The sequence below is a fragment of the Zhongshania sp. genome (genome assembly GCF_041623545.1).
Taxonomy (GTDB): Bacteria; Pseudomonadota; Gammaproteobacteria; order Pseudomonadales; family Spongiibacteraceae; genus Spongiibacter.
The window spans coordinates 1-23,591 of record NZ_JBFJWS010000005.1 but is presented as its reverse complement, the minus strand read 5'-3'; the positions used below and the strand labels follow the sequence as shown (position 1 = coordinate 23,591).

At 49.9% G+C, this 23,591-nt stretch carries 18 protein-coding genes and 1 pseudogene; 3 read left to right on the top strand and 16 right to left on the bottom strand.

Annotated features, from left to right (window positions below):
* Window positions 1-332: 332 nt before the first annotated feature.
* The 12 genes from ABYT30_RS01810 to hppD form a co-directional block, all read right to left on the bottom strand.
* Entirely contained in the window at window positions 333-1,505 is a 1,173-nt protein-coding gene (locus ABYT30_RS01810) for an alpha/beta fold hydrolase (RefSeq protein WP_373077265.1), read from the bottom strand.
* Entirely contained in the window at window positions 1,502-2,863 is a 1,362-nt protein-coding gene (locus ABYT30_RS01805) for a wax ester/triacylglycerol synthase family O-acyltransferase (RefSeq protein ID WP_373077268.1), read from the bottom strand. Before ABYT30_RS01805 ends, ABYT30_RS01810 begins: the two co-directional genes overlap by 4 nt.
* 169 nt (window positions 2,864-3,032) lie before the next feature.
* Window positions 3,033-4,259, bottom strand: a complete 1,227-nt coding sequence (locus tag ABYT30_RS01800) for an alpha/beta hydrolase family protein (protein ID WP_373077270.1) — start codon at window positions 4,257-4,259, stop codon at window positions 3,033-3,035.
* A 186-nt stretch (window positions 4,260-4,445) separates the two neighbouring features.
* A complete protein-coding gene (locus ABYT30_RS01795; RefSeq protein WP_373077272.1) occupies window positions 4,446-5,198 on the bottom strand; it encodes a 3'-5' exonuclease in 753 nt (250 codons plus the stop codon).
* 9 nt (window positions 5,199-5,207) lie between these two features.
* Window positions 5,208-7,088: a DUF294 nucleotidyltransferase-like domain-containing protein gene (locus tag ABYT30_RS01790; protein ID WP_373077274.1), complete on the bottom strand. Its 1,881-nt coding sequence runs from the start codon at window positions 7,086-7,088 to the stop codon at window positions 5,208-5,210.
* A 78-nt stretch (window positions 7,089-7,166) separates the two neighbouring features.
* On the bottom strand, window positions 7,167-8,792 hold the full coding sequence (locus tag ABYT30_RS01785) for a BCCT family transporter (protein WP_373077276.1): 1,626 nt from the start codon (window positions 8,790-8,792) through the stop codon (window positions 7,167-7,169).
* 49 nt (window positions 8,793-8,841) lie between these two features.
* A complete protein-coding gene (locus tag ABYT30_RS01780; RefSeq protein ID WP_373077278.1) occupies window positions 8,842-10,146 on the bottom strand; it encodes a porin in 1,305 nt (434 codons plus the stop codon).
* Window positions 10,147-10,794: 648 nt separating this feature from the next.
* On the bottom strand, window positions 10,795-11,811 hold the full coding sequence (locus ABYT30_RS01775; protein WP_373077280.1) for a nucleoid-associated protein: 1,017 nt from the start codon (window positions 11,809-11,811) through the stop codon (window positions 10,795-10,797).
* A 303-nt stretch (window positions 11,812-12,114) separates the two neighbouring features.
* A complete protein-coding gene (gene maiA / locus ABYT30_RS01770) occupies window positions 12,115-12,765 on the bottom strand; it encodes a maleylacetoacetate isomerase (RefSeq protein ID WP_373077282.1) in 651 nt (216 codons plus the stop codon).
* Window positions 12,755-13,765, bottom strand: a complete 1,011-nt coding sequence (locus ABYT30_RS01765) for a fumarylacetoacetate hydrolase family protein (RefSeq protein WP_373077284.1) — start codon at window positions 13,763-13,765, stop codon at window positions 12,755-12,757. Before ABYT30_RS01765 ends, maiA begins: the two co-directional genes overlap by 11 nt.
* A 31-nt stretch (window positions 13,766-13,796) precedes the next feature.
* Entirely contained in the window at window positions 13,797-14,936 is a 1,140-nt protein-coding gene (locus ABYT30_RS01760; protein WP_373077286.1) for a homogentisate 1,2-dioxygenase, read from the bottom strand.
* 41 nt (window positions 14,937-14,977) lie between these two features.
* Entirely contained in the window at window positions 14,978-16,036 is a 1,059-nt protein-coding gene (gene hppD / locus ABYT30_RS01755) for a 4-hydroxyphenylpyruvate dioxygenase (protein ID WP_373077288.1), read from the bottom strand.
* Window positions 16,037-16,189: 153 nt separating this feature from the next.
* On the opposite strand from hppD, the gene ABYT30_RS01750 reads away from it, so the two are divergent.
* Window positions 16,190-16,651 (top strand): Lrp/AsnC family transcriptional regulator, encoded by a 462-nt coding sequence (locus ABYT30_RS01750; protein ID WP_373077290.1) that lies wholly within the window; start codon window positions 16,190-16,192, stop codon window positions 16,649-16,651.
* Between the two features lie 25 nt (window positions 16,652-16,676).
* Here ABYT30_RS01750 and ABYT30_RS01745 read toward each other — a convergent pair whose 3' ends face one another.
* The 4 genes from ABYT30_RS01745 to ABYT30_RS01730 form a co-directional block, all read right to left on the bottom strand.
* Window positions 16,677-18,020, bottom strand: a complete 1,344-nt coding sequence (locus tag ABYT30_RS01745) for a class II 3-deoxy-7-phosphoheptulonate synthase (protein WP_373094983.1) — start codon at window positions 18,018-18,020, stop codon at window positions 16,677-16,679.
* A gap of 75 nt (window positions 18,021-18,095) precedes the next feature.
* Window positions 18,096-18,824: a DUF554 domain-containing protein gene (locus ABYT30_RS01740; protein ID WP_373077294.1), complete on the bottom strand. Its 729-nt coding sequence runs from the start codon at window positions 18,822-18,824 to the stop codon at window positions 18,096-18,098.
* A gap of 47 nt (window positions 18,825-18,871) precedes the next feature.
* Window positions 18,872-20,623, bottom strand: a complete 1,752-nt coding sequence (locus ABYT30_RS01735; RefSeq protein ID WP_373094959.1) for an aromatic amino acid hydroxylase — start codon at window positions 20,621-20,623, stop codon at window positions 18,872-18,874.
* Between the two features lie 97 nt (window positions 20,624-20,720).
* Window positions 20,721-20,873: a hypothetical protein gene (locus ABYT30_RS01730; RefSeq protein WP_373094957.1), complete on the bottom strand. Its 153-nt coding sequence runs from the start codon at window positions 20,871-20,873 to the stop codon at window positions 20,721-20,723.
* Window positions 20,874-20,882: 9 nt separating this feature from the next.
* On the opposite strand from ABYT30_RS01730, the gene ABYT30_RS01725 reads away from it, so the two are divergent.
* Together ABYT30_RS01725 and ABYT30_RS01720 are read left to right on the top strand one after the other, a co-directional pair.
* Window positions 20,883-22,601 (top strand): VRR-NUC domain-containing protein, encoded by a 1,719-nt coding sequence (locus tag ABYT30_RS01725; RefSeq protein WP_373094954.1) that lies wholly within the window; start codon window positions 20,883-20,885, stop codon window positions 22,599-22,601.
* Window positions 22,598-23,591: pseudogene (locus ABYT30_RS01720) on the top strand (ATP-dependent DNA helicase); the annotation flags it as partial. The gene ABYT30_RS01725 and the pseudogene ABYT30_RS01720, both read left to right, overlap by 4 nt.

The following is a 23,591-nucleotide window of genomic DNA, read 5'->3' as shown; positions in this document are numbered from 1 at the left end:
TTATTATCACAATACATCGTCTCAACTACACCACCACTACTTAGGCATAGTTCAGTATAGACACTGCCGCTATATTTGCCGGTATTACAGAGACAATTCGCCGGAAACCAATTAAATTATTTATCAGGACAACGGCATTGGAGCCATCGCTAAACAGCCTAGCCAAAATCGATGTGTAATAATACTCTTGACTTAAACGAGCACCAGACGGCTGGTAGTGACGACGGAGAGCAGCCCCCCTTAGGCCATTATGCTTTTCGTTAGGAAAATTTAGGCCCGCAGCACAACTTCACCGCACCGGTTTTGGCCGCCAACACCGTCACTATTTCCGTCTATGCCGCACTTACCGACGAACGCAAACTCAACCAATCGGCACTTTGCGCCCATACTGCACTTTGTGCATTAGCACCTAGAATGACCCCCATATGCCCACCCGGCGCAACGCGAAATTCCTTTTCTTTTGACGCAACGATATCCACAATTTTTTCCGCTATTTTCGGTGGGACCAGCACGTCGGTTTCACCGGCGTAAGCCAGCAGTGACGACTTGATCTTATCGAGCTCTGCGAGCTTTTCGCCAATCTCGATTTTACCGGCGGCTAACTTATTGTCGACGCCAATTGAGATCGCCATTTCTCGCACCACCCCGCCCGGATACAGCAGCATATTGTTCAGATAGTCTGAGGTTGTCGAGTGCGATTCAACAAAGGCGCGGTCTGACATTCGCGTCAGTAAATCCCAATATGTGGTCACACTGCCGATGGGGTCAGTTAACTTAAAGGTGACCGTCGTCAACCACCCTGGGGAATGAGTCAATGACGGTTTTAATAAACTCATACGAAAATCGCTGTATTTGCGCACCAGCTGAGCCGGCGCATTTAAGGTCTGCGCCACACCCGCAATAATCCCACCACCGCGTAAATCGATCGGGCTGGCCACCGTCACAATATTGCGAATCCGAGGGTCTTGCGCCAAGCCCTGCTGCAACAAACACAGCAAGCCGCCCATACACCAGCCCATTAGCGACAAATCCTCAGAACCTGAGTGCTTGCGAATTTTTGCCAATGCTGTGGCAAACATATCGTCAGCATAGTCACTTAAACCAAAATGACTATGGGCCTTATTCGGACGCCCCCAGTCAATGAGGTAGACCTTGAAGCCACGGGCGACCATATAGCGAACGAGGCTACGCTGAGGCATTAAATCAAACGTCTCAGTGGTCACGCCAAGGGGCGGTACCAATACCAAGGGCACTGCAAATTGCTGCCGCTCGATATCCATACGGCTGCCGTCGACCAGTTCAATGTCTTTCTCATCTGGCAATTCATAGTAACGCACCGCCATTGGGTCGCCATCATGTACCAGCTCAAACCAAGTACGCCCCGATTTAATCAGCCGGTCGCGGCGAAATAACCAGTCAAAGCTATTGTCGACGGCACTCGTTAAACGCTGATTTACCGCTAAACTGTGATCACGCAGCCGCCGACTTAGTTTACGCTCACTCATTGCACCGCCCCCTCTTCAAGCATCGCGCCCAAATCGTCTAACGCTTGCTCCATATACACTGCCAAACGCTGCAAACTTGGTAGCGTTTCCCGCGCGCCGCAAATACCAATGTGAATATTATCGGCATAATGCAAACAAGTAATACTCAAGGCGCTATCTTGGGCGAGGGGAAACATCGGATAAAACTCGACTAACTCAGCGCCGTTACAGTATTGCCGTTCGGCCGGTCCGGTTTCACTGCTAATATTGATATTAAACATGGCTGGCACCAAGGCACTTGCGCCGCTGAGCTGTCCCACCACATAGGGTAAAGCAGTGATGCCGGTGTATACCGTTTTCAAACCCTCAGACAGGCCCTCTAAGTGGCTCTTTGATGCACTGTAAGACTGATTAATCGCCGCAAGGCGCTTCAATGGATCAGCGATATGGCTAGCTAAACTCACTAAATTCAAACTTGCAGCGCTGCTATCACCTTGCCGCTGACTAGGTATAGCCGCAATCAAGGGCGCATCAGGTAGCGCGTTATATTCTTTAAAAAAGCGCCTAAGCGCAGTCGCACACAGATACAGAATTATGCATTCCACTGAGCTGGAGCTCGCTTGCGCTAGTTGTGTCAATCGGGCTTGTGAGTATTTTTGCGTCGCCAATCTTCGCGACGGACCAATCGGGACGTTAAGCGGCGAACGGGGCGCCTGATACGGTCGTTTGAGGGCCGCCGAAGCACCTGAGCCAGCACGAAGCAAGCGTCCGAATGCGCCACTCATTGCCACTGCAGATTGCCAAGCTGACTTGGGACTATTGACACTTGCTAGTATCGGACGCGCCCATTTAGCGTCAGCGGTGCTGCGCTGCGACAAGGTAGTCCACGGCGCGGCACTGACTTTGCCGGATTTTACCGACGCCAGCCAATCTGTTAAAAGCCGGTAGAAGCCAGACGAATCCGTTAAAGAATGGTGCATTTTAAAAAACAGGGCGTAACGGCCGTCACTCAAACCCTCAATGAGATGGCACTCCCACAGCGGCCGCCGCATATCCAAGGGGTGACTGTGCAAGCGCGACACCAAGCCGCCTAACTCCCGTTCACCACCCGGCTCCGGCAACGCCGTGTGCCTAACGTGGTAATCGAGGTCTACCTCAGAACTTTCTGACCATGCGGGTCTCAGCCCTTTAACCAAAGTATAATTCCACGGCGCTACAATATCTGCCGGAGCACGCAGCTGCGCGATCAATCCAGCGACGTGGCCTTTAGCGGCCTTTGCCGGCAATTTAAAAATTAACAACGCGCCCAAGTGCATAGGCGTCGTTTTAGAGCCCAGCAACAACCAACTATGCTCACTGGGGTTGAGTAAATGTGCCATGAAAACCCTTAATAAAACTCAATTTAAAATAGCGCCCTACCACTAAATAACAAGGGCACCACCTCATGCTTTAGCATAATGCAGGATCATTTATCCGACCACAATGACCTACTCTAGGTGATGTTTCGCCGGTAGTCTAAACGTCCTCGAGAAAACTCCACCCACAAACTTACTCAAATTCCGCTGGATCAGGTGCGGGGCCATTACCCCGATAAGCATTTTCAACACCATCTATTCGTGTCGCACTATCGTGCAGATACGAAAGGTGAGGATGCCCACCTTCAAGCACTAACAGCGCAGTGGCGTCTCCGCGCAGATAATAATCCATCCATGCCAATGAGTAATTTGCGGCAATTTCCCGCCCCCAGGTCGCGGTTGGAATTAAAGGGTAATTGGTATGCTGGCCATGACTGGAGGCCTCCGCCACGATAAAGGCTCTGTCACGTTCAAAGCTATCGTATAGCGGCCGAACCACCGCGGGATTCGCAAAAGGAATGGGGGCGATAGGGCCATCGTGGTCACCGGTCTGAATCATGATCGGAATCGGATTCGCGCTTACCGACTCCCCCACCGGTGCCGCCGCCACACCGGCCTTGATACGCACCGGATTTGGCTCGGTCGCATTTTCTACTTCCTGCTCTTGTACTCGCAGAACCGCGCCCGCCCCCATGCTGTGACCAATCACACCAACTTGCTCGGCATTGAGCACACTGGCAACTGACGAACTTTCAAATAGATAGGTCATGGCGTCTTGGGCATCATGCAAATTATTGCCGGGATCACCTTCCGCTTCATCGTCAGAATGCCCCTGACCGCTAAAATCGAAGGCAAACACCAAATAGCCATTATCGGCAAACAAGCGATGCCACCAACGGTACATGCCGACATTGGTATTCAAACCCTGGAGGGCGATAATCACCGGAAATGGCCCCTCTTGCGGGCTACCTTTAGCCGCATAGGGTAAGACAATTTCGCCATAGAGCTTAGTGCCATAACGATTTAAAAATTCTACCGGTATTAGCGCGACTTCGGCATTCTCGTAGGGGTGACCATACCAGTGGTAGACATGCTGAAGGCGGGAGCCATCTTGCAGCTGAGCGAAGGTCGAGCGCACCATATGCTCTACAATTACCGGGTCGCTAATATCGTTTACGGTGTAGCCAAAGGCAACAGGATCAAACAGACGATTGGCTACGTTACCCGGCAGCATACTGGCTAGCTCGTCGCCATTACTGACAATCGGCTCAAACTGTTCAGGCGCCGGCGGCGGGTTTTCACCCTGCTGGGAGGCCGGCCAGACACTCAGGCCACCCGCGCTAACCGCACCACTGGTATTTGAGCTGCCGCCGCAGGCTGCCAGCACAATACTCGCCAAAACCACACATACCAATCGCACTATCAACCTCTCCCCTGCTATTAAAATCACAGCAGAGCATACGGCAATTAGATATCGGTCTAAAGGTGTAATTTTCATACCCCGACTGAGCGTTGGTCGGTATTTATGCTGGCTAGCGAATGATGCTTTGGACCCGCAATACAGGCTTAAGCCTTATTCCACGCCAATTCGAGATGAACTGTAAGCCTAACTCCAGAATGCACTAACAGGTGTTTCTAAGCTCAGATGAGTTACACACTGAGCTTGAAGTAATTCACCGCAGGCTAAAGCATCAGTCAAGGCATTATGCTGTCGATAATAAGGTAAATGATAACGGGTACGGCAATCAGTCAGGCGAATCGATACCGGGTCGCGTCCCATTAGCCTATTCCACAGCATCTGACGCCAAGTCCGAGTATATCTCGCCTCAATTTCCATAGTATCAATTACGGGGAATTCGACTCCCTCCCGAATATGACGTTTAAGCGCTGCGTACAGAAACCTTCGTTCAATAGAGCTGTAATGAACAACCACTACTTTGCCCTGTAATTGAGCTAACAAGGCGTCGATTACACTAGCAAAATCGGGTGCGCCCGCCACCGCTGCATGGGTAATACCGTGAACCATAATCGAGGTCGAATGCAGGTGTGTCTCTGGCTTAACTATCCAGTGTCTTGCGCCATTGCAGCGTATCCTGCTTATACTCATTGGCACTAAGCCAATACTAACGATACTGTCGTATTTAGGATCTAAACCCGTCGTTTCAAAATCCAGAGCCACTAACGGCACATCGCAAATTGGCGTAGAGGCAGTGACGACACCTTGCTGATAAAACGCTTTTAAGCCTGGGTGTTTACTCGTCTTAGCCAAAAAAGCAAACCGACCGGACCAGTCTATCCGCTTGCCCTGCGGCGCAGCTTGGGCTTGGCCGGTTAGTTGATTTTTAGCAAGATAAAACATGCAGATGCCTCAACTTACTCGGCCTGACTGATACCTAAATTTCAGATAACGCTGAGCACCACTTAATATTTGAAAAGCTTCTTTAAGATTTTTCCGTTCAAAATCCGACAAATGCTCTGGCTCAATATTGTTGTCTGGTTCGCGCTTTAACTCTATATCTGAGGCCTGATGACGGATTCTCACCATAGCAATAAATTCCAGTGCATCGCGTAAATCAAGCCCCCTACCGGCAGGCAGTATCCCCGCCTCAATAATATCTTCAAGACGGTCAAAGGTATTCCGCGCCGACGATCCGACCGCTAAAGTATGTACTCGCACTAGGTCGGCGATGGGACCCGTGCCTCGGCGCTTCATATTAATGGAATTAGTCTGGCGACCATCCGTTTCCATTACGAAGTCCTTAAAGAAGCCCAGTGGAGGAGTTCGCAGCAGAGCATTACGCGCCATACAGGCTAAAAATCTGGCGTTTTTTTGCGCCTTTTGTCGAATCAAGCAATTAAGCTCTTCCGCCCAATGAGTTTCTCCCCACACCCCTTCAAGATCGAAAAAAATGGCACTGTGTAACAATGATTCTGCGCTAGGTTTCTCGACCCATTCGCTAAAATAGCGCTGCCAAACTGCTAATGGCTGGCGCCACCGTTCGTTGCTTGCCATTATATTACCGGTGCAATAGCTATAACCGCAGCGCGCTAAACCGTCGCTAACGAAACTTGCCAGTTCACGAAAATAGCCGTCATGCTGTTCCGCTACAAAGCTATTATCAAGAATCAGCGCATTGTCCTGATCGGTCACGATGAGCTGTTCACCACGGGCCATTGAGCCCAAGGCCAAAAAGCAATAAGGCACTGGTGGCGCGCCCAACGCCGCCTCAGCCAGCTCGCACAAACGCTGTTTAAAACTGCGGCCAATCACCGCCATCGCGCTGCCAATCATTTGCGAGTTAGCGTCCTGATTTACCATACGGGCGAAACAAGCTTGTACTTCCGGTGTTAAGAGCGCTAGTTCGTCAACGCTCTGAGCAATAAATATACTTTTTACCACGAACAAACTGTTTTGCGATTCGTATCGCAAAATATCAAGATGACTAATGAGACCTATAGGTTTGTTTTTTTTCAGAACTGGCAGATGTTGTACCTTGTGTTTGAGCATTAACATCATCGCATCGAACACAAATTGATGGCTTTGCACATAGATCAACTCTGTGGTCATGATATCCGCCACCGGAATATCACTCCTTAAGCCCTTAGCAACCAGACGCCCACGAATATCCAAGTCAGTAACAATGCCAACAACTTGGCCCGCTTGCTCTGCTTGATCATGTTCATCAAGTGTAATTAATAATGAGGATACGTTTTCCTCGGTCATACGAATGGCAGCTTGATGCACTGTTGTGGCGCTGGATACGGTAACGGGTAAGGCTGTTATTAAGGTGCTAACTTTCGCGGTAAGCAAGGTATCGTCGTCTTCCCCCTTGGCGATGGATTGACGTAAACGAGTTTGGTCTTCTACTTCGACGAAATCGGCAAAGTGCTCAAAATTATCAAATAAATAGTTAAATGTCTCTTCGCCAACGAGGTATACCAGCGTGTCTTCTAAGGCAGTGACGGGAAACCGGACTGGGCGGTTTAGCATCAAGCTTTGTTCACCAAAAAATTCGCCGGCTCCCAAACGATTATATAATTTCCCGTCGCGACGAAAAACCTCTACCGCACCACTACGAATCACATACCACTGATGATTGTCTTGCCCCAATTGTAAAATAGCCGACTGCGCTCGGTAATACGCGATTTCAATATTCGCGGCAACATTCGCCAGTACCTCACCCGGCAAATTTGCAAATGGCGGGTGGCGCCTGAAAAAATCCAATACCTCGGATTGTTCAGCCAGCATTATGTTACTCCGTGATTGACTTATTCAGCTCATCCGGAACTTACACGCTATCCGGATGAGCCTCTAGTAAGTTACTAATTATCGGGGTTCTGACATCAAGCCCTTAATCATAGAAAATGCGGCTACCAACAGGACCATTGTAAAGGGTAAGCCGGTGGATACTGCCATGGCCTGCAGGGCTACTAACCCACCGCCTAGAATAAGCGCGACAGCAACCAAGCCTTCAAATAAACACCAGAATACCCGCTGTGGCGTTGGTGAGTCGACCTTGCCGCCGGCCGATATCACATCAATTACTAGCGAACCAGAATCAGACGACGTTACGAAAAATACGATAACCAGCACTATAGCGATAAAAGAAGTGATACTGGACAGCGGTAAGACGTCAAGCATACTAAACAGCTGTAAAGGCAGATCAGCTTCAACCACTTTTTGATAACCATCAGCCACAACCTGCTTGATGGCGGTGCCGCCAAACGCAGTCATCCAAAACACACAGGCCGTAGACGGTATCAGTAACACCGAGATAATAAATTCCCGCACTGTACGGCCACGCGAGACCCGCGCGATAAACATACCGACAAAAGGACTCCAAGATATCCACCACGCCCAATAGAAGGCTGTCCAACCGGAGGCGAAATTACTGTCTTCGCGGCCCACGGGGTTCGCCAATTCAGGCAAATAGCGGAAATACGCAATGATGTTATCAATAAAACCGGTGGCAATAGCCAGCGTTGGCCCCACAATCACCACAAAAGCCAATAACAGCACTGCCAAGACCATATTTATTTCAGACAATTTTTTAACGCCGGCATCCAGGCCCTTTACCACTGAAATCAGCGCTATCGAGGTGATCCCAATCACCAGCAAAATCTGAGTCGTTGACCCTAAAGGAATTCCAAACAAGTAATTCAGGCCAGAGGCGGCTTGAGATGCACCTAACCCCAATGACGTAGCCAAACCAAATATGGTCGCCAATACCGCCAAAATATCGATGATATGGCCCGGCCAACCCCAAATCCGCTCTCCCAGTATTGGATAAAATACTGAGCGAATAGTCAGCGGCAAGCCTTTGTTAAAGGAAAACAGCGCCAAACCCAAGGCCATCACCGCATAAATTGCCCAGGGATGAAGCGCCCAATGGTAAATAGTCGCCGCCATCGCCAGACGCTCCGCTGACTCGGCATTGCCTTCAGCGCCACCCAGTGGCGCCCAATCAGTGCGCACACCGTTTTCTGCTGCGGTGCCCGCAAAAGAGGTCGTAAAATGGGTCAGTGGTTCAGAGACGCCATAGAACATGAGGCCAATGCCCATACCGGCGGCAAACAACATCGAAAACCAGCCCAAATAACTATAGTCAGGCGTCGCCTCGGTACCACCCAGACGCACCCGCCCTAGGGGGGAGACCACGAGTACTAGACATATCAGTACAAAAATATTTGCCGCGCTAATGAAAAACCAGTCCAGATTAGAGGTTAACCAGTTTCGCACCCCACTAAACATCGGCTCTGCTTGTTCTTGAAAAAACAACGTCAGCGCGACAAAAGCAATTATCGCAAAGGCTGAGATAGCAAAGACTCGATTGTGAATATCTAAGCCGAATGGCCCGATATTAAGCACAATATTGTCTTGGCCTACTTGATAGTCGGTATCTATTGGAGTGACCTGGCCATCAGGAACCATCGGGTCCTTGTTATCTGTCATCAGATTATCCTTAGTACGTGTGTTTAATATAGATTTTGGCGACCTTAGCTTAAAAGTAATAGCCTATATTGATATTAAAGCGCTGCTCGTAAGCGCTGCTATCACCTGCCGCACTGCCGCCCACAAAGGGCTGATTTTTTGCATGCACCCAGTCAAAATAGGTAAACAGACCGCCGGCTGCGACCGACACCCCCGTGACATTCATCACCGTATTCGCAGTACTGTCTGACTTGTCGTAAACGACACCGTAGTTATTATAAAATTGCAGGCCTGTCACTGGTCCAAAATTCACAGCTAGATCGTAGGCCACATTTAGGGTAGTCGACGTCGCCTCTGCGGCAATAGTGTCATAGAACGAATAGGCACCTACGGCGATTTGCTTGACCTGATCTATATCGTAGCTGTATTGGCTTTGCTGCAACTGCAGATGCCAGCTTTGATATTGGCTATTGGCATGTAGCGCCCAAGCCTGATAGTCGCCAGCGCGCCTCGTCCCATCGTGCAGACCACCACTTAGCGCCGACACACCCACTTCTGTGGCTAATTCGCCACTTTTGAAATGATAGGCAAAACGTCCGCTAAAGGTATTGTATTCAGCCAGCGCCTGAGCTGGCAAATCGTAGATACCCTCGCCTGCTGTCCGACTGCCAACAATATCGTATGAATAGCGATCGGTGCGATTATCGACGTATCCGTCTATGCCGCCGAGCTCATCATTTTTGAAGAAGCCTAAATCCAGCTGCCAATTATCGGCAACACTTCGTTTGAACACGACACCCAAATCAAAATCGTCTTCTAGGCCAAGGTAATAATTGGTACTAAAAAAATAATTGTTCGAATTATAAGGGCTGTTACCAAAGGGCACCTTAGTGATACCTGCGTTAACTTGCCATTTTTCACTAAATTGATAGCCGACGTACGCGTATTTAATCGCCGTCATATAGTCAAAGAAGCGAATTTCGCCGTTTAAGGAAACATCGCCGATCTCGCCTTTCAGATTTAGCCGAAAGATATCAAAATCAAAATCCCCGCCGCGATCCTTATTACCTTCGCTATAGGAGGTATGATTAAAATTGGTGCGAATAGCACCCCCTACCGTGATGCCATCCTCCGATTTGGCCTTAGCAGGCGCCTCGTCAAGCGATTTCTGCTCGGCAATAGTTTGGGAGTTTACCGCTACACTTGTGGTAGTGACCTCTGCCTTTTCTTCAATTTCAGCCAGCCTGGCCTGCAGCGCCGAAATTTGTGCTTTAAGGCTATCAAGCTCTTCTGCCGATATATCTATAGCTTGCGCACATAGTGGGCTAGCCAAGGCACTGGCGAACACAATCGATAATAAACAATGTTTATTCATGATTATTCCCTGTAATGATAAATTGGACGGCGCTAGCAAGTATGCTGCAACTTAAAAATTCAGTTTTCGGATTAGTGACAAAAAGCGACATTGCCTCCGGCGTAAATACAGAGGAACAAGTGAATTTGAAGGGGAAAATGGACATTTAATATATTGGCAATCTCACTCCACAATATTAATCAGACATTTATATTGACGAATTTTCATGCGCCGACTCGTGGCCGGGGTGATAGCGAAGCTCGTTCTCGCTATGGGTCTAAATATACGAAAAAATCCACTAACGATTCACATCTCTACGCTTTCTCAAGAAATGCATAATGCATCAGTCAGCGCAGATATCCGACCACCATAGCATTAGTTCCGCCAAGTCGCGATAGCTGAAAGCTATTTACGCACACCGCTAGACGATCTGAAGCATCAAGAATTACGGAAAATTTCGAATACTAAAGCTAAGAATTTATCACCGGCAACTGGAAGTCTATATAAATAACTATAGACCACCACGCCGAGTATGCCAGATTTTCGTCAAGCTCAAAAATAGCAAGGACATTCTAAAACACCGAATAATCACTTATTAATATCTAGCGGCGGGGAAGTTATAGAATTCAACATCCCAAAAAATTAACTCAAAAAACTTCACTACAGCCGCTACTTTTCCTTTCTCGCCTTAATATTCACTACAGCTTGAAAGCCATCTTGATTATCGGTAATCGATACGCCTGACACCGAATACTTCGAGTCACTTATGACTAGGCCCACGCCCGCTCTTACTCTCACGCGGCTGGTTATTGGTTTCGCCTGCTTTGCAAAATCCTTTGACTGAATCTCGTAGTCATCAGCGATATCAACACCCGTGCTACTTACGACTCCGGATATCACCTCCGACAGCGCCTCTGAATCAATATACGGTGAAGAAAGTTCTTTTATCTCGGCAATTGAGGTGATTTCCGACGAGTTGATTTTCTCTGTTATTTTTTCATTTAAATCGGCAACATCCTGAGAGTCTTCTATTTTAGAACTTATGCCTTTTAAAATTGACCCACATATTTTGGCGTAGGACTTCGACGTTGCTCGAGGCGATACCTTCAAAAAATCGTCCATCCAGTACTTAGTTTTCTGGCCAAGATTGTCAACAACAAAAACGCCTTGGCTATCTGGGAAGATCAGCGCCCCCTTTTGAATCTTATTAAGGGATATTCCGCTTCTTTGCACTATGTCAAAAGAGTCGGAAGATTCAGTAATCTCAAGAAAATCATCTTTATTCTCGATTTTCACTACGGCGAGGCCACTCGACTCGGCCTCATCTACTTTGACTCCAGAAAAAAATAGAAAGACAAGATCGCCAACAGATACATTCTGATGAGTCGAGGTAGCATACAAATGCTTGGCAAGACTTTGCGTTTTGCCGACAAAATCACTTGAGTCAGAAAATATCTTTCCGACAATACTCGACACGGCGTTTAATGACAGGTCTGATTCATGAAAGAAATCATATATCTCTTTTTGCTTTGAGAGCGGCGCTAGGTAGGTCTTCGCTAGCAATTCCGCCATTGACTCGCTTACCTTAGATTCTTTTTCTGCGAGACGCATCCCCTCTTCACGCGTTTTATTGCCTACGCGGTGCACTGCAACATTGGTTAGTCGCGCAGAACTTACATCGATCATTATTTACCCCACTCATTATAAGAATAGGTGTCACTGCCATTTTTCAAGCAACACCGAGAATATCTTCTAGATTATGTAACATCACAGAACGAACACTATCATCAGATCCTGCCGACCACGCGGTTTTCACTACATTGGCACGGTCAAATTAACAAAATGCCGTTAAACCCATTATTAACAGAGCATCAAAGGGGGATCTTAGATAGCAAGTACTGGTATTGGCGGTATTGTACCGCCACTCGCGAACTGTGGCAGCAATCGCAGCGAGATAAATTGAATCCACGCGTTAGAGGCGGTCACTCCTTACTTTCGCTGTGAATCCGGCGCGGCATTCGCAAACGCCGGCCATTCATTGCAGTGCTGCGCAATTGCATTAATTCGGGGAAAACGGTCAAGGGAAATATTGAAGCGGTGTGCATTGTACACCTGTGGCACTAGACAAATATCAGCAAAAGACGGCGTATCCCCGACACAAAAATCGTAAGCCTTATGGCTTTCTAACAAGGCCTCAATCGCCACAAACCCACTGTTTACCCAATGGGCGTACCACTGCTGTTTCTCGCTATCGCTCGCACTGAGGGGCTGTTGAATATACTTCAGCACCCGCAAATTACACAGTGGATGAATATCGCAGGCGATAATATTGGCAATCTGCCGAGACAGCCCACGCGCCTGAGCGCTAGGCGGCAATAATGGCACCTGGGTGTAGCGCTCATCTAAGTATTCGAGAATCGCCATTGATTGACCTAGAGAAACTTCACCGTCAATCAAAAATGGCACTAAGCCCTGAGGATTAATCGCCAAATAATCAGGCTGCTGATGCTCACCGTCGATCAAAGACACTGATACTGTCTCGTAGTCCAAGGCTTTCAGATTAAGGGCAATCCTAAGCCGATAAGCCGCGGACGAGCGCCAGTAACTGTATAAGACCCGCTTTGTGCTATTAGTAGCCATAAGCCTCTACCCGTTGATCAATTGCCCCAAAAACGGATTGTCCTCGGCGATCAAGCATTTCAATCCGCACACGGTCGCCAAAACGCATAAACGGCGTCACCGCCGCGCCGCTGGCTATCGTCTCAATCATGCGGAGTTCAGCTAGGCAAGAATAGCCCACCCCCCCCTCGGCAATCGGCTTTCCTGCGCCGCCGTCCAGTTTATTAGACACCGTGCCGGAACCGATAATACTGCCAGCACTGAGCCGCCGGGATTTTGTCGCGTGCGCTATAAGCTCCCCAAAACTAAAGGTCATGTCGACACCGGCGTTCGGGCAGCCAAAGGCCTCGCCGTTAAATTGCGTTATTAGTGGCAAATGGACTTTGCCATGATGCCAGTCGTCGCCCAGTTCATCGGGCGTCACCGCGAGGGGCGAAAAACTACTCGAGGGTTTCGACTGAAAAAAACCGAAGCCCTTTGCCAGTTCGCCGGGTATCAAATTACGTAAGGAAATATCATTCACTAGCATAATCAGCTTGATGTGCTTCGTCGCATCCGCCGCATCAACCGCCATGGGCACGTCATCGGTAACCACCGCAATTTCCGACTCAAAATCAATTCCCCAGTCTTCATTGCGCATTTTTATAGGCTCGCAGGGCCCTAAAAAGCAGTCGGAGCCGCCTTGGTACATCAGCGGGTCAGTCCAGAATGACGCGGGCATCTCTGCGCCTCGGGCCTTGCGTACCAGCTCGACGTGATTAACATAGGCGGAGCCGTCTATCCATTGATAGGCGCGGGGCAATGGCGCCGCACAGGCCGCCGGATCAAAGACATGTCCGCGGCGCTCCCCCGCATTCAATGCGTCGTAGACACCGCAGAGTGCGGGTGCCACATCTGCCCACTGGTCTAGGGCTTCTTGCATGGTCGCGGCGATTTCAGGCACCGCCAGCATTGTCGTCATATCCTGCGACACAACGACTAACTGCCCGTCTCTTCCGGTTTGTAATGAGGCTAATTTCATAATCTTTGTCGCCCGTTAACAGTCACTCATTTCAAACTTTGTCAGCGTTCATGCCACCCCAAGAGGCGACATAGCCACGCCACTCAATTCCTTCAGCCCCACTTGCAACATCTAGCGCATCCCGCGCGTCTATCATGACGGCAACTTCATCCGTCGTCTCCCGAGCCCGTGTCTGCCCCTTCGCAAACGCGCCGGGGTGAGGCCCGTGGGTAAAGCCATAGGGGTGGTAGGTGATCATGCCGGGGTGGATATTATCTCGGCTAAAAAACTCACCCCGGTGATAGAAGATCACTTCTTCATAGTCGTCATTGCTGTGATAAAACGGCACGTTCAAGGCGCCAGGGTCAGATTCAATCGGCCGTGGGCAAAAAGTAGTCACTACAAAGCGATCACTGACAAAGCTGGTGTGAGCTGAGGGCGGCAGATGGTAGCGATGACTCATTACCGGTCGGATATCGCGCCAATTAATACTGACCACGCTGAGATCGCCTTTCCAGCCAAGCGCATCTAAGGGGTTAAAGGGGAAGGAGATCTGCGACACCGTATTTAAGCGCTTAACTTGCACCCGCCACGGCGCTTCGGTCTGCTGCGCAATAAAGGCTTGATCCATTTCCGGAATCGCCAGCATCGCGGGATCGAATAAGCTATGGCCGCCGAGTAAACCCTTGTCGGGTAGCCTAAAGCTGCTATTGCTGGCCTCCACCATTAGCAGTTTGGTATCAGCTGCAGGCTCTAGGCGCCACATTGTCCCGCGCGGTAACAAAATATAATCACCGTCTCGGTAGGCGAGCCGACCGTAGTCACAAAAGAGTACGCCGCTCCCCTCGTGCACAAACAGCAGCTCGTCGCCGTCGGCATTACGGGCAAGTTCCGGCATTGCCAAAGTCAGCTCCCAAAAGCGTATACAACAATGAGCGTTACTAAGAATAGTCGTCGCCCCCCAAGGACTGTCGGCGTTTACTGCTAAGTTATTGGTGTCAAAAGCGCGGGGCCGCAAATCACCTTGAAAATCACTCCAGCTCGTTGGCGGGTGGCGATGGTACATATGGGTAGTCGGGCCAAAAAAACCTTCCTTGCCAATTTCCCGCTCATAGCTGCCCTCAGGCAAATCACAATGGGCCTGACGTGAAGCAACACCTTGAACATGGGGAAAGGAAATCCAATTTTTCATTGTCCGTGTCCTCAAGCATAAGACTAAGTGCGTTTAGCACCCTACTCTTTCAGTACACCGCGGCGAATTTGGTCTTGTTCAATTGACTCAAATAGCGCCTGAAAATTACCCTCACCAAAGCCTTCATTACCCTTGCGCTGGATAATCTCAAAGAAAATTGGGCCAATCACATTGGTGGTGAAAATCTGCAACAAATAGCCTCCGCCTTGAGACTCGCCGCCATCAATTAGGATTTTGCGGCGATGAAGCTCAGCTTCGTCCTCCGGATGATTCGGCAAGCGCGATGACAAATTATCGTAGTAAACATCGTTGGTATCCTGAAACTGAATACCGCTTTCTCGCAAAGTATCTACCGTGTCATAGATCTGGTCGGTATCGAGGGCAATATGCTGTATTCCCTCACCGTGGTACTCACGCAGATACTCTTCAATTTGCGACTGATCATCGGCGGACTCATTGATGGGAATGCGAATTTTGCCACAGGGGCTGGTCATCGCCTTACTCTTCAGGCCAGTGACTTTGCCCTCAATATCGAAATAGCGAATCTCCCGAAAATTGAATACTTTCTCGTAGAAGCCCGCCCATTTAGCCATATTGCCGCGACGAACATTGTGCGTCAGGTGATCGATACTCTTTAAGCCTGCCGATACCGCAGGCTCAACATCAGCAATGGGCACAAAATCAACATCGTAAATGGTGCTCGCCCCGTAACGGTCGACTAGGTACAAACGACTGCCGCCGATGCCTTCAATAGCCGGAATATTCAATTCCATAGGGCCCACTTTTTGATTAACTTGCCGAGCACCTGCGGCAACCGCTTTGTTAATAGCCAAACTCGCATTCTTGACACGAAAAGCCATGGCGCAGACGCAGGGGCCATGCCGCGCAGCAAATTGCTGGGCGAAGGAGTCGGGTTCAGCATTAATGATAAAATTGATATCACCCTGACAGTGCCGGGTAATATTCTTTGACCGGTGATGATGGGTGGCAGGAAAGCCCATACGCTTAAACAAGCTACGCAGCAGCTCTGGATCCGGCGCCGCATATTCAACGAATTCAAAGCCGTCGGTACCCAGCGGATTCGCCAATACATCCGTCATGACCCTCTCCTTCTTTCATCCTAAGCCATAAGACCTTTATCTTAGATTCAGTGTATTTTGTAAAAACCGGTTACATTTACCGATTTACAGCCAATACTCAGCTAAAATAAGATAATTCCACCGTTAAATAAGCCAATAAAGGAAGTATTTGCCGTGAAACTCGACAGAAGCGAAAGAGACATTTTGCAGCTACTACAGGCCAACGGCCGCATCTCCAATGTGGAGTTAGCCCAAAAAATTGGCAGTTCCGAGTCGCCCTGCTTTCGGCGAGTTAAACAATTGGAGCAAAGTGGCATTATCAGCGGCTATGCCGCCATCGTTGATCAGCGCAAACTTGGGCTAGAAGTTACCGCCTTTGTGCAGGTGACCATGGAAAAGCAAAGCGACGCCGACACTAAAAAGTTTATCGCCTGCGTAGAAGCGGAAGAACATATCATGGAGTGCTACGCCATGAGCGGCTCCCACGATTACCTGATGAAAGTCGTGGCCCGCAATATCGATCATTTTTCAGAATTGGCCATGCGCCGGATATTAAAATACCCCGGCGTTAAAAACGTTGAATCAAGTTTTAATCTGCAAGAGGTCAAACACAGTCGAATCCTGCCGACCCACTAATTGACGACCGCTTAGTGAAATGCGGCTAGGCCTCGCGTAAAAAGTCGGCGACACAAAACGCCAGCTCGAGAACCTGATCAGCGTTTAGCCTAGGATCACATTGGCTCTGATAGCACTTCGCTAAATCAGCTTCCGATATCGCATAGGCACCACCGGTGCATTCGGTAACGTGCTGGCCGGTCATTTCCAAGTGAATACCGCCAGGGTGGGCACCCGCCTCCCGCAAGATCGCAAAAAAGCGCTTTATTTCGAGCAGAATTCGATCAAAGGATCGGGTTTTGTAGCCCCCAGCCGCCTTGACGGTATTGCCATGCATGGGGTCACAGGACCATACCACCGAGCGCCCTTCGGCCTGCACTCGGCGCGCGAGTGCAGGCAATACCTGTTCTATTTTATCTGCGCCCATTCGGCTTATTAGAGTTAAGCGCCCGGGAATATTCTCTGGGTTCAGGGCGTCGACAAGCCCAATCAGTTCATCTGCCGTCATTGTTGGCCCAATCTTTACTCCGATGGGATTATGTAGGCCTTTGAAAAATTCAATATGCGCGCCGTCGAGCTGACGGGTACGCTCGCCAATCCACAGCATGTGGGCGGAACAGTCGTACCACTTGCCGGTGAGATGATCCTGCCGAGTTAAGGCCTCTTCATAATTAAGGAGCAGTGCTTCATGGGAGGTATAAAGTGTCGTCTCGCGCAAGGTTGGCGTATTCGCACTGTTGATACCGCAGACCTCCATAAACGCCAATGCATCTTGGATGGTATTAGCGATGTTCTGGTATTTATCGCGCAGGGGATTAGATTCTAAGTAACTTAAATTCCATTGATTCACGGCGTGGAGATCGGCAAGACCACCACTGGCAAATGCGCGAACTAAGTTTAAGGTTGATGTCGACTGGTGGTAGGCGCGCAGCAAGCGCTGAGGGTCTGCAGCCCGCGCGATGGCATCAAACTCAGTGCCATTGACAATATCCCCGCGATAACTCGGCAGCTGAATGCCGTCTCTAATTTCCATATCATCTGATCGCGGCTTGGCAAATTGACCAGCCAAACGCCCCACCTTAACCACCGGCTTGCGACCAGCATAGGTCAGCACAATAGCCATTTGCAGCAGCACTTTGAAGGTGTCGCGAATACTGGTGGCGGAAAAGTCAGCAAAGCTTTCCGCGCAATCGCCGCCTTGCAGCAGGAAGGCGCGCCCCTGTGCGACGTCGGCCAAACTGTTGTGTAATGAGCGCGTCTCGGCGGCAAATACCAATGGCGGCATGCCCTTCAGTTCGGCTTCAACTTGCAGCAAGCTATCACGATCTGCATAGCTTGGCTGCTGCAATACCGGCTTGCTACGCCAGCTTTGGGGTGACCAGAGATTCATCGTTTTACCTCGTAAACGGCGGTGATTCATGCCCGCCCTTTTAAATATACATTTATCCTAACGATCTGTTTTCTATCAACCGCGCTTTGCGTCCAGAACCGCCATGAACTTTGTTCTCAGCACACTCAATAGAACGACCAAGACCAGCGCAGGCATCAAGTTAACCGCATTAATCTCAGTGATTTCTAGTACATTAAGAGCAATGGCCATAATCAATACGCCACCGGTAGCACTGATTAAACTGACAATTTCCTCAGTAAATAAGCGCCGCACCTTGCCTGCCAACAGGGTCAAACCACCCTGAAAAATCAGCATGGGAATCACCGAGAACATCACCCCAACTCCCATTGACGATGCGAAGGCAATCGACACCATGCCATCAATCATTGCCTTAACGCTCAACATTTTACGATTACCCGTCAAGCCTTCGTCGATAGCGCCAACGATAGTCAAGGAGCCCACGCAAAACACCATAAACGCTGTGACCATGCCATCAGTAAAGCGGGGATCTGCGAATTGAAAAGCAGTTTTTACGCGGCTGGCCGCATCCTCAAGCAGCAAGTCTAAATGACATAACTGGCCGACAATCCCCCCTAAGATCAGGGCAAAAATAAGGAGCAATAAATAACTATCGGCAATTTTCAGGCCCAGGCCAATGCCCATTAACAGCACACCAAGACCCACTGCCTGAAATAAAATTGTCTGAATTTCTGCCGACATAAACTGTTCAAACATTAAACCCAGCGAGCTACCCAGTATGACGGCCAACATATTGATAAAAGTGCCTATAGGCATACGAAGCATAGTTTTTCTCTAATTGATTTTTGCTTATTAAGGCAATGTTATTCAGCCTAGGACTTGACCGTCGCCACGCTGGCTAGGGCCATGTCAATTAGACAGGCGTAATCCTCGGAATGCGAGCGCAAGGCCATTAACTCTGCAACGATACGGTGGTAATGGTCATGATCTGCCGGCAATAACTCCAGTATTTCAAAGCGCAATAGCCACTCCTTCGGGTACTTTGCAAGGCAGTCATGCAATGAGCACAATACCGCTAAATCAATATATGTTCCCGCTTCACGCATATCCCGCACTGTTTGATACATTGAAAACAGCGCTAACTCGCGCTCACTGTGGTTTCGCGTTTGATGACTTGCCGATGGCGGCAACAGCCGCAAAGGGTAATGTTCCTTGTCTGCGGCGCCGCCATAAACAGAGACGACCCGCTCACCTATGGCCATATCGTAATCGCCCTCATCGGCCCGAAATAGCGCTTCGCCAGTGGGCCCAGTGACCGTACAGTTGCTAAAACGAAATAATAAATTTTTATGATCGCGACGCAGAATATTTTTTAAGCAGCCAACAACCGTGACGCCGGACAAAAACTCTAGGCGTATTTCAGCATTGCAATAAATCCCCAATTCTCTCAGTTCGTCAATTGTATAAACAGACAAACATCGTGGCATATCTTTGAGTTGACCAACCGGCGAGGCAATGCCCTTAGGGTGCTCAACAATGCCATGACCGAGCAACTGCGCACTTTTATAGGCCAACTGACTTGGCCCCGACGTGGCGACATAAATTTCGTTGCCAACGGCATCAGTTAGTATTTTGCTGACAACACCACTTAATTGGATGCCCGAGGAATACTCCACCGTGGCCACGGTGGCACAATCCAATGCTTTCTGAAGGCCGATCGCGCCACCCTGCTTAAATGCCATGCCATTGGCAAAGGACTCCAAAACTTGGCTTAAATGCTTGCAGCTTTTGGTGACAAACAATTGCGGTTGTTCACAGGTAATATCGTATGGGCAATTTATCGCCGCAACCGTTAATGGAATTTTTTTGACCCGCTGGTCATCCAAGCAGTGACCGCTCTCTCCTAGCGAAGACAGTAAACCCGCACCGAATATTTTATAATCGTTCACATTACCGACCAGCCCATACTCTACGGTCCACCAGTGCAGGCGAGATAACTGATACGCCTCTGAGGTACTATTACTCGCCGCCAGCGTGCGCTCCAAGGTACGTTGCGCTTCGGCGAGTTCCGCCGCGCCCCGCGATGCGTCTTCTTTTATTATCGACAGTTTTCGCACCGCTTCGTAAATGGCGTAATCTTGTTTACTGCTGAGTGCCTTCACACCGATCTCGCCGATCCGCTGTAAATAATCCGCGTAATCCAAATCGATAATAAACGGCGCATGCCCCGCCGCTTCATGAACAATATCTGGGGCCGGCGTATACAGCATGTGATCGATAGAGCGCATATCTAAAGCAATCGGCAATATCTTTAATGCCTGCAATTCCATAAATACGGCTGATGGAATCACGCCATCGACCACGACCGCCGACCAGCCGATATCCGCCAGTTTCTCATTCATGTCATCCATATTCGGGATCGCGTCGAGCGAAATGCCGGTTTTTTCGAGGCCCTCGAGGTATATGGGATGCGCGGTCTGCTCAAGGCGTGTCGCTAGCTCTCTGAGCAAAAAACGCCACACGGCATGATCCTGAGCCGTGTAGGAATCGTAATGCTGTAGGGTCGTATAGGGCCGCAGATGCGACGGCATACTCGCTATAATCTGCTCTTGGGTAATTTTCATAGCGCCTCGCCTAACTCGCAGGTGTTAACTCCAATTCAAGGAAGCATGCCCCGTCGGCCGTGCTGTACGCTAGGGCTTACAAGATACTTGTGGGAGTTTATACTGCCACCAGTATAGAAAAACAAACGAGGCCAAAATCACCAGTTTGTTCAGCGACAACCTCAATCTGGGTGTAATCCACCAAATAATCGCGAGATAAAGGTGAATTACTGCTGCTAAACAATTTGCCTGCCACTAAGGACCCAGCCATGAAAACACCGTGTCAGGCCCGCCACCAATTGCTGTCGACAAGAACATCATGACCGCCAAACCGCCACCCACCTCGCTGGATCGAGCCTCACTTGAGGATCCCCTTTATTACCTCAAGAACCTGCAAACCGTAGTGCGCTGGGTAACAAGCTACCACGGTGATTTACTCACCGCAGATGAAGCACAAACTTTTCAGCAGCTCTTGCAGCTATCGACGCCTGCGCAGGCACTCTTTGCCAGAATGATGATCCGTAAAGGCGAGCTATTTCGCAGTGATAAGCTGGAATACGACGAGATACCGGAAAGGGCGCAAGCCCTTGATGAACTGTCAGATTGCGGCTTTATCGATTACCAGCCCCATATCGACGCCGCAGACGTACACAAGCATTGTCGACGCGATGAACTACTGGACATGCTTCAGGCCGCTGAGCGCCCGGTCCCTAAATCAAGCAAGAAATCAGAACTGCTCACCACACTTCAATCGCTACCGATCTCAGACTCCCCAGCGCCGTTAACGCAGTGGTGGCCAGACGCGCCGTTCACCCTAATTGCATTGCGCCACATGGAAACCTTCGACCGCCTACGGCTGATGTTTTTTGGCAACCTCCATCAGGACTGGTCCGAGTTCGTACTGACGGAATTAGGCCACCAAAGCTATGAAAAAGTCGCCTTCAACAGCCAATCTCGCGCCTTTGAAAGTCGCGCAGATGTCGATAATTACCTTACTCTACACAGGTGCATCACACTGCTTTTTGAGGAAACACCCGCCACTAAAATATTACCGCTGGTACCCACTGCCCTAAGCAATCCCTGGCTCGAGTTCCGACGCCAACGGCTAAGCTTTCAGCTCGGCCAATATGCCGAGCGCACCGGTGAGATCGCCCTAGCCACAGATCTCTATACCGAGAATACATTGGACGAAGCCAAGGTACGCTTGTACCGCGTACTCGAAAAAAGTGACCGTGACCCACATGAGGTACTGCGCGATTTAGAGCAAGATTTAGGCAATATCACTAGACCCGAAACCCGTCTCCACCTCGGGCGTGTCCAGCGACGGCTAAACCGTAAAATTGGTTTAAAAGCAAAGCCAGTGCGCAAGCCAACACTGCCGACGATTGAGCTAAACCTGTGCAACACCGGCGAACGAGTAGAATTTTCGACATTAGCGGCGCTCACTAATGACGGGACACTCCACGGCTTTTATACCGAGAACTGGTTATTCACCGGCCTATTTGGCCTATTATTCTGGCCGGTACTGTTTGAGCCCCTACCCGGCGCTTTCTTCCACCCCTTTCAGGCCGGCCCTGCCGACCTGTATCGAGCTGACTTTCTGCGCCGCCGAGAAGTTCAAATCAATGCCCAGCTCGCCACCTTAGATACCGGTGGCTATACAGGCTTGATTAAGCAATGCTGGCAGTCCAAACATGGCACCGCCTGCTCCCTAGTGCACTGGCCCGCACTCAGCGAAGAATTAATTGACCTGGCGCTCGCAATTATTCCAGCGCAGCATCTCAAGGTGATATTCCGCCATCTATTAAGCGATCTGCGCAATCACCGTCGCGGTATGCCTGACCTAAGCGTCTTTGACCTAGCGCAACAAAGCTACCGCTTGATTGAAGTAAAAGGCCCCGGTGACAAACTCCAAGATCACCAAACACTATGGATCGAAACCATGCTCGACAACGGTATTCCCATTGAAGTCGCGCAAGTCCAATGGCGCACCACGTGATTGCGGTATCCGTAAAATCGCTCTGCGAATTTGCCGCACGCACCGGCAGTTTGGAGTATCGATATACGCCAGCGCCCAGCGCCGAAGAAGGCATAATCGGCCATATCACGGTCCAGCAGCGTCGCCCCGACCCCTATGTCTCGGAGTACTCCCTGCGCGGCGAATGCGAAGGCGTAAGTGTGGGTGGCCGCGTCGACGGCTACTATGCGATGCCAGAGGATTGCTTTCTCGAAGAAATTAAAACCCATCGCGGCAATGTTGCCCGTATCGGTCCGGGGCGACGGGCCTTACATTGGGCGCAATTAAAAGTGTACGGCGCCCTCTTCTGTCACCGCGACCAACGCGATGCCATTAATCTTCGGCTGACTTATTTTGAGGTGCGCCGCGAAGAAGAAACCCATGAAACACTCGAATTTAGCGCTGAAGAGCTGTGGGACTACCTCTGCGCGCTGTGCCGAGAATACGCCCAGTGGGCGGCCAAAGAACAAGACCACCGAAGCCAACGAGACCTTGCCCTCGCCGAGCTAAGCTTTCCCCACCCTGATTTCCGTACCGGTCAGCACGAGCTCGCCAGCAATGTTTACAAAGCGGTGGCCTCCAATGTGCCATTATTGCTACAGGCGCCAACCGGTATCGGCAAAACCGTTGGCGTGCTGTTTCCTGCAATGAAGGCGATGCCGAAAACAGGCCTAGATCGCCTATTTTTTTTAAGCTGCCGCAATACCGGCCGCAAACTTGGCCTCGAAGGCTTAAAAACAATTAGTAGCGCGCAAGCTGAGCCAACGCCAATACGGGTATTGGAGCTGTCATCCCGCGAAGCGGCCTGCGACTACCCCGACAATGCTTGCCACGGCGACTCCTGCCCCTTGGCCAACGGTTTCTTTGACCGGCTGGCGGGCGCCCGTGAAGAAGCCATTCAACAGCGTTTTTTAGATCAAAGTGCGCTGCGCAGCATTGCGCGTAACCACAATATTTGCCGCTATTTTCTCG